General features: G+C 30.2%; 5 protein-coding genes. 2 read left to right on the top strand and 3 right to left on the bottom strand.

Going from position 1 to position 9,271, the window contains the following annotated elements:
* Positions 1-359 precede the first annotated feature (359 nt).
* Positions 360-1,718 carry a T9SS C-terminal target domain-containing protein gene (locus CBD51_006670; protein RPG57772.1) on the top strand — a complete coding sequence of 453 codons (1,359 nt, stop codon included), beginning with the start codon at positions 360-362 and terminating at the stop codon, positions 1,716-1,718.
* Here CBD51_006670 and CBD51_006675 read toward each other — a convergent pair.
* Complete coding sequence (locus CBD51_006675) at positions 1,715-2,653, bottom strand: malate dehydrogenase (GenBank protein ID RPG57773.1); 939 nt, start codon at positions 2,651-2,653, stop codon at positions 1,715-1,717. The genes CBD51_006670 and CBD51_006675 overlap by 4 nt on opposite strands.
* Positions 2,654-2,778: 125 nt before the next feature.
* Here CBD51_006675 and CBD51_006680 point away from each other — a divergent pair, with 125 nt between their 5' ends.
* Positions 2,779-5,256 (top strand): PKD domain-containing protein, encoded by a 2,478-nt coding sequence (locus CBD51_006680; GenBank protein RPG57774.1) that lies wholly within the window; start codon positions 2,779-2,781, stop codon positions 5,254-5,256.
* A 12-nt stretch (positions 5,257-5,268) separates the two neighbouring features.
* Here CBD51_006680 and gyrB read toward each other — a convergent pair whose 3' ends face one another.
* Positions 5,269-7,221: a DNA topoisomerase (ATP-hydrolyzing) subunit B gene (gyrB, locus tag CBD51_006685; protein RPG57775.1), complete on the bottom strand. Its 1,953-nt coding sequence runs from the start codon at positions 7,219-7,221 to the stop codon at positions 5,269-5,271.
* 80 nt (positions 7,222-7,301) lie between these two features.
* Entirely contained in the window at positions 7,302-9,011 is a 1,710-nt protein-coding gene (locus tag CBD51_006690) for a hypothetical protein (GenBank protein RPG57776.1), read from the bottom strand.
* Positions 9,012-9,271 lie beyond the last annotated feature (260 nt).

Raw genomic sequence — 9,271 nt, forward strand, 5'->3', positions numbered from 1 at the left:
CAACCTACTAATATTAAAGTAGATACAATATGCGATTCTGGTAGTTATTTTAGTGGCAAACCAGAAAATATTGTAACTAAAAACAAAAAAGAAAGATTTAGGCAACCAGGTGAATATATAAGTGGCACACCATTAAAGGGTGACCTTGATATCTGTAGTGAGCTATTAAATATGGTTCAATAGAATTTGAAAACTTTTGCTAAAACTTTTAGAGGAAAAATGTCTTATAAAAAAATAGACAAATATGTTGATTTAGTTCGTAGAACTTTGGATCCAGATGATTATTTCAATATAGAAATTCAATATGATGAAGGTTGGCAATATATAAGAATTGAAGTTTGGGATAGGGTATTGCATTAATGAAAAAACTTTTGGGGATTGTGTTTCTGGGTCTCTTGTTGAGTACAAAAGCATTCGCATACAAAAGCATTAAGATATTAGATAAAATTGATTTAACAGTCGATGCAGATATTCAAACAGTCTTAACGTCAATAAAAGATTATAATAGTAATACTAATTGTGAGATTAGAGTTACTAAAAAAGGAGATTATGTGCCTACGTCAGTACGATTTTCAGTTAATGACAATTTAAATGACCTAATAATTGCTAATAAAGGCTATTTTGACAATGGCAATTATAATTCTAGTATATCTATTTTTGAAAATATTGGAACAATTGAAAATCCTATATTTAATTTTGTCACGGATGATTTTGCTAATATATCAACTGTTTTAGGCATTTTACCTAGCGTACAAGCATTACATCCAACTTTTGGTGATATTAATAATGATGGAAATATTGATATGATTATTGGAGATAATAATGGAGAATTATATTTATTTAAAAATGATGGTTCAATATTATCTGAATGGCCAACCTTTTTAGACTATGAATTATTAAATATCGATGTAGGAAGCTTTGCAGCACCACAATTAATAGACCTAAATAGAGATGGATTATTAGACCTTGTTATTGGTGAACGTATGGGAATTGATAACGGAGTTTATAATGGTATTAATTATTATCAAAATATAGGATCACTAACAAATCCTGAGTTCGAGGATTACACCCCTGTGCTAGCAAGCGGTGAGTTAGATGAAAACCAAAATGAAATCATGGTTAAAAGTCTTGGAGGAATTCATTTAGCAGACCCAACATATTTAACAGCATACACAGCTCCACAAATATTTGAGACTAATAATGAGTTCCACTTAGCTATTGGCACCGAACAAGGTAAAGTTTTTTTGTATGACAATCTTGAATTAGTTGACAACAATACATCTACTACTATATTAAATTTAGAAAGTGAATTTAATTTAATCACTGATGACTTATTAAGTAACACAAACTCCATTCATTCAAAAATTGCAATACAGGACTTAAATAACGACAATTTACCTGATGTGATTAGAGGTAATGCTAGTGGTGGATTAGAATTATTTTTAGCTAATAGTTTTAATATTTCAAGTCTAAATACCAATTTAGAGAAGATAGAAATATTTCCAAATCCTAACAATGGTAATTTTAATATCAAATTGCCCTTAAATAATAATGGCACTCTAACTATTTTCTCAATTCTTGGTAAAATAATATTAAATAAAAAAATAACATCAAATAAGGAAATTTATCAAATTTCAAATATCAAATCAGGAATTTATATTGTATCAATTAAAACAGAGAACCAAACCTACACAAAAAAAATAGTAGTTAATAATTAAAAAACCTTCATTTCACTTAATAACTCATTTGTTTTTTTAACAGACTTTGCCGATTGAATTAATAGATCATTTTCTTCAGCATTTAAGTTAATATCAACTATTTTTTCCACTCCTTTTTTACCCAACACAACTGGTACGCCAATTGCTAAATCGTATAAACCATATTCCCCGTCTAAAAAAACAGAACATGGAAACATCTTATGCTGATTACAAGCGATAGATTGAACTAAAGATGAAACTGCAGCACCAGGGGCATACCAAGCAGAGGTTCCCAACATTTTAGTTAATGTTGCGCCACCAACTTTAGTGTCGCTTTTGACTTTATCTAATACATCTTTAGATAAGAATTCAGTAACACTCACACTGTTTCGTGTTGCCAACCTTGTTAATGGAACCATGCCCTTATCACTATGACCGCCAATAACCATGGCAGAAACATCAGATGCAGGACAATTTAGAGCCTCACTTAACCTGTATTTAAATCTTGCACTATCTAATGCGCCTCCCATACCAATAATTCTATTTTTAGGCAAACCTGAAATCTTATGTGTTAAATAAGTCATCGTATCCATCGGATTACTAACGATGATTAAAATTACATTTGGCGAATACTTAATTAAATTTTCTGAAACTGTTTTAACAATTCCAGCATTAATACCAATTAACTCCTCTCTAGTCATTCCTGGCTTTCTTGGAATTCCACTGGTAATAACAGCAATATCACTGTTAGAGGTTAATTGATAATTATTCGTACTACCTACAATTTTAGTGTCAAAATAATTTAAAGAGGCTGTTTGCATTAAGTCCATTGCTTTACCTTCTGCATAGTTTTCTTTTATATCTAACAAAACAACTTCAGAAGCAAAGTTTTTAATCGCTATATANTCGGCGCAGCTTGCTCCAACTGCTCCAGCACCAACTACTGTAATTTCCATATTTTTAGATTATATTTTTTATTAAAAAGCTAAAATATAAATTATTTTCAATTATAGTTGTAAATTGTGTATACATGGTATGATTATTGCCATTTAATTTATGTGTAAATTAATAAAAGTTGATTATGAGAAACTATATTATTCATATAATACTATCAATTGTAATAGGTAGTTTTAATTACGCTTATACGCAAGTTATTGCTTCTGACGATGTTATTCTATGTGATGGTCAACAAGGGCAAACTGAAATAACTTTAACAGCAACATCTTTTGCTGTTGATTTAACTGACTCAAATATTTACACTGACGATGTTTTTGGGAGTGTTATTAATATGGGCTTTGACTTTGTATTTTATGGTAATACATACAATCAGGTTGTACTGGCATCTAATAATTATTTATCATTTAATACTGCTAACGCGGGAGGTTATTCAGATTGGACAATTGATGCAGCTATCCCAACAAATTTAGAACCTGAAACATATAATTCAATCTTATGTCCTTGGCAAGACATTTATCCCGGAGCTAATGGTAACGGAACTATTCAATATGCAACTACAGGAGAAGCTCCTAATAGAGTTTTTATCGCCTCATTCTGTGGAATACCTATGTTTTCGTGTACTGACATTTGCTACTCAAGTCAAATTAAATTATATGAAACAACAAATGTAATTGAAACACATATAGCTCAAAAAGTTTTATGTACAACTTGGAACGAGGGATCTGCAATTCATGGATTACATAATGAAGATGGAACAATTGCTCATGTTGTTACAGGTTTAGATGGAATTACAAGAAATTATCCTAATCAGTGGACTTGTGAAGATGATGGATGGCGTTTCACGCCTAGCGGAAATGATGAATATATAATTGAAGATATTGAATTTGCACCTGCAGTAGCTGGAACAGATATAATTTGGCAAGATGAGTTTGGAAATTTAATCGGAACCGGAGGTGAAATTACTGTAATTCCTGGAGGGAATGTAACATACACTGCCGGTGCGTCTTTATGCGGAGATGCAGGTGACTGGTGCGGTTTTGAAGGTGGAATCGAAGGCGATGATGTAAATATTTCATTTGAAGATCTTACATTCAGCGGCGAAGAAAGTGAAATATTGTGTTATCAAGCAAATGACGGAAATATTGAAGTAAATGCCCCAAATGAAGGAAACTGGATATTTATCATATATGATGAAAATATGACTGTTATACAGTCTGTAGAAACATCTCAAACATATACATTCTCATCTTTATCAGCAGGCTTATACTTTGTTAATATGATAGATACTGAAACCGAATGTTCTAGTAATGATATTTTGTATGAATTAGTTGAACCTGAAGAAATCAATACTACTAACTCTACAAATGGTGTATTATGCTTTAATGGATCGGAAGGATCAATTCAAATTGAAATTTTCGGAGGAACACCCCCCTATTCTACATTTATTGGAAATGATAATAACTCGAATCTTGCTTCTCAAATTGGTAACTCAATTATTTTTGATAATTTAAACTCCGGAAACTACTATTACACAGTAATTGACAATAATGATTGTTTAGTTAGTGGTGATGAAATCTTTTTTTCTATAGAAGATGTTCCCGAATTAATAGTTGATTTAGATGATAATAATGGTGTAAGTTGTGACAATGCACAAGACGGTTTCATAAACATATCGGTAATTGGTGGAACCCCAAACTACTCATATTTATGGTCCAATGGCAACGGATTCTCTTCAAACAATGAAGATATTAATCAAATTTCAGGTGGCAATTATACTGTAATTGTTACAGATCAAAACTTATGTGAAGCAAGTTTATCTATTGAAATTGGGGAGAATGAAGCTATGACTATTGAAACATCAACTTCAGAATGCATTAATAATAATGGAACAATAAACGTAACTGCTTTTGGTGGACAACCAGAGTATTTATTTGAATTAAGTTCTAATAATCAAACTATAGAAATTAATACAACTGGAGTTTTTAATGAACTAGAAAGTGGTGACTATTTAATTACGGCTTTTGATGCTTTAAACTGCGACATACAAGAATTAATCTCTATAAATTCAGCTCCACAAGCAGATTTTTTCCTTGATGAATATGAATTTTCATTATCTAATGACCCTGTGCTATTTACAGACCTGTCAATTGATAATAATATAATTTCTTGGAACTGGGATTTTGGAGATGGCAATAATTCTAATGAACAAAATCCATCACATTTATACACTGAACCTGGTATTTACTATGCTACCCTTAATATAATTGATGCTTATAATTGTGAAGATCAAATTACAAAGGAAATAAAAGTTCTACAAGATTTTTATGCATATACTCCCAATATCTTTACTCCAAATAATGATGGAACAAATGACACATTTTCACCCTCTCTACTAAATATAGATATAAGCACTTATAAGCTAACTATCTTCGATCGCTGGGGTAACGAAATATTTGAAACTATTAATTACAGTCAAGGGTGGAACGGTAAACAAGAAAATGGAGCACTATTCCCATCAGATGTTTATAGTTATAAGGTTGTTTACCAAACAAATTTAGGCATGAAAAAAGAAGAAGTGGGACATATAATAATGGCAAAATAACGTCATTCTTATTTAAACATCTATTTTAGCATATTTTGCATTTTCTTCAATAAATGCCCTTCTTGGTGGAACATCATCACCCATCAACATAGAAAACACCCTATCAGCTTCAGCAGCATTTTGAATTGTTACCTGACGTAAAGTTCTATCATCTGGATTCATAGTAGTATCCCATAACTGAGATGCATTCATCTCACCCAATCCTTTATAACGTTGAATACCTACTTTAACATCCTTACCAGCTTTTAACTCTTCAACGACACGATCTCTTTCTTGATCATCCCAACAATACCGTTGATTAGAACCCTTTTTAACAAGATATAAAGGAGGAGTGGCAATATACACATAACCCGACTCAACGAGTTCTTTCATATATCTAAAGAAAAAAGTTAAAATTAGTGTTGCAATATGACTTCCATCAACATCAGCATCACACATAACAACAATTTTATGATATCTTAATTTATCCAAGTTTAATGCTCTTTCATCATCTTCAGTTCCAACAGAAACACCAAGAGCAGTGAACATATTTTTAATCTCCTCATTTTCAAAAACTCTATAAGGCATCGCTTTTTCTACATTTAGTATTTTTCCTCTAAGTGGTAAAATAGCTTGAAAGGCTCTATCCCTTCCTTGTTTGGCAGTTCCACCAGCAGAATCACCCTCAACAAGAAAAATTTCACATAATTCTGGATTCTTTTCTGAACAATCTGAAAGTTTTCCAGGTAAGCCAGTAGATGACATAACAGTTTTTCTCTGAACCATCTCTCTAGCTTTAGTCGCAGCATTTCTGGCTGTTGCAGCTAAAATTACTTTCTGTACAATACGCTTTGCTTGTTCAGGATTTTCCTCTAAATAAAAGTTTAGCATATCACTTACTGATTGTGAAACAGCAGTAGTTACCTCCTTATTTCCTAATTTAGTTTTAGTTTGTCCCTCGAACTGTGGCTCCATAACTTTTACCGAAATAATTGCAGTTAGTCCTTCTCTAAAATCATCGCCAGAAATCTCAAATTTTACTTTTTTCAACAAACCTGATTCGTCTGCATATTTCTTAAGAGTTCTGGTGAGACCTCTCTTAAATCCTGAAAGATGTGTACCTCCCTCATGAGTATTGATATTATTAACATAAGAAAAAACATTTTCAGTATAAGATGTATTATACACCATTGCTACTTCAACAGGAATTCCATCTTTCTCACCATCAATATAAATAACATTTGACAATATAGAATCTCTTGTTGCATCAAGAAATTCAACAAATTCTTTTAATCCTCTTTCAGAGTAAAAAGCTTGCTTTATAAATTCATTCTTCTCATCTTTTCTTCTTTTGTCGGTAATGGACAAATGAATACCTTTATTTAAGAATGCCAATTCTCTTAATCTAGCTACTAAAATATCATAATTATAAACTATGTCCTCGAAAATTGATGAGTCTGGTTGAAAAGTAACAAAAGTACCGGTTTTATCAGTTTTTCCAATTTCACGGACATCATATTGAGGGGATCCAATTTTATATTCTTGTTCAAATATTTTACCATCTCTATGAACTTCAACCCTTAAATTTGAAGAAAGTGCATTTACACAAGACACTCCTACCCCATGTAATCCACCAGAAACTTTATAAGAATCCTTATCAAATTTACCACCCGCGTGAAGAACAGTCATTACAACTTCTAACGCAGAACGACCTTCTTTTTCATGCATTCCGGTCGGAATTCCTCTACCGTTATCTGAAACTGTAATTGAATTATTCTCATTTATAAAACAATTAATATGAGTGCAATGACCTGCTAATGCTTCATCTATAGAATTATCTATAACTTCATATACTAGATGGTGTAAACCCTTTTGACCTACATCTCCAATGTACATAGCTGGCCTTTTTCGAACGGCTTCTAAGCCCTCTAATACCTGTATACTACCAGCAGAATACTGGTTTTGATTTTGATTGTCTAAATCCATAATTTCTTGATATATCTTAGTATTTAAATATACTAAATATATATTGTTTTTTTTTACAAAAAATATATAATTATTAACAATTAGAATCTATATGAAAAACCGAATTTTAATTTAAAGCCATCATCATCAAGATAACCATCAAAGACATTATATCTGACATTTAACAAATTGCGTAAATTCAAAGAAAAAATCATATTTTTAAGCATATATCTAACACTTAGATTAGCACTTACATAAGAGGGCAATATAACATGTGAATAGTTATTGTCAGCGGATGGCAAAAACCTTAACACATCTGAATCTCCTCTGTAATAGCAATCGGCAATAATATTAATACTATTAAAAAATTTAAATGTGAAAGTAGAATTGATTTTGTTTGCTATAAATGATATATTTTGAAATTTATTAGATTTTAAAGAATTAAGATGAAATGACAATAAAAAATCATATTTCACTCTACTCCAAGCTAAAGAGGACATAAAATCGAAACCATCCAAATTAGTTAAATACAAATTTATAGGATTCATCATGCTATTATCATATAAATCATACAAAAAGGGTACTGCTCTATTCTGAATATGATTATAACTAACAATATTGTAGATTGATAAACTCCTAGTTAATAAATGCGTATATGAAAAACTAGCTTTCAATTCCTGCGTAAGGAAATTCCTAGAATAAGGATTAATAAAAGGAATCACGTTAAATAAATCATTAAAAGAATGATATTTTAATTCATTATCAAATTCAAAGGTTAAAATCTTTGACTCGTCTATTTTTTTTAGAAATTTCAAGTTAGGAGATATTACATAATTTGATTTAGGGTTACTTGATAGCTTACCATAAAATAAACTCACTCCTGCTTTATAATCAACAATACTATTCCCGCTTAATAAAAAATTGGAGTTAAAAAATAAATCAAACAATGAGTTTTGGTTAATATCATTAACAGTAAAACAATTAACATTGGAATTTTCAGGAATAATAGCTAACTGATTGATATCGTCAAAATCAGAGTTGATTAATTCACCCGAAAGATAAATAGAATACTTTTTTAATGATTTAGTAGTTTGTAAATTAAGATTAGATATTATTCTAAATTCCGACCTATAGTAGTTATTGTTAAAAACATTTAATTTAAAATTAGCAGATTTAAAAAAACTATTTAATGAATTGCTCACTAAAGTATTTGACAGATCAATACTACTAATATTGTATGAAGCAATATTTTCTACATTAATATTATTTAAACCTCCCCAGTATAAACCAGATATACCTTGAATTTTCAAATTTGTTTTGAAAAGTTTGTCTTTTAAGAACCTGTTAGAGTATAGTTGAATAACTCTTGTAAATTCACCGTTATTTTTTTTATAATATGGACTTTGAAAACCATAGTCTTCAGAAGATAACTCTAGATAAACACCTGAATTATGACGTACTGAAAGCCCATTATTATAGTGAAACCGTGTAGAAAAAAAACTATGTGTACCCATTTTAATAGACGAATAATTTCCAAAATAAGCACTTAAACCATCTACAAAGTATTTAGAAGAGTTTTTAAAATCAACCGATTCTCGCAATACAATATTTCTAGGAAGAATTGGTTTATTGGGTATGATTTTTTCTTGTAAGGTGTCATTATAAATAGGCTGTGTATTAATTTTAATGCTATTAGCAATAATTGGTGAATAATTTTTAAATACATCAATTGTTTCAAACCTGAGTTTATCATCTTGAGAAAAAACAAGACATGTTAGTAATAATAATATATTTAAGTATTTGATTTTCATTTATTATCTTGAATTGTATCTTTTTCAGATTTATCAAAATTATTAATTAATAATAATTCAATTTTATTTAACATTTCATTGTCATTGGTTTTCTTTTTTAACTCCATCAAAACATGCTGGGCTTGAAATAAATCTTTGTTAGCTAGATAATTTTTAGCTAAAAGGAATAAAGCATTATTTATCCACATTTCATATCCAGGTAATTCATTTATTAATTCAAAAATAACATCTTGGGACTCAAGATATTCTTTTTGATTATA

The organism is Flavobacteriales bacterium TMED191, from assembly GCA_002171975.2.
Taxonomy (GTDB): Bacteria; Bacteroidota; Bacteroidia; order Flavobacteriales; family TMED113.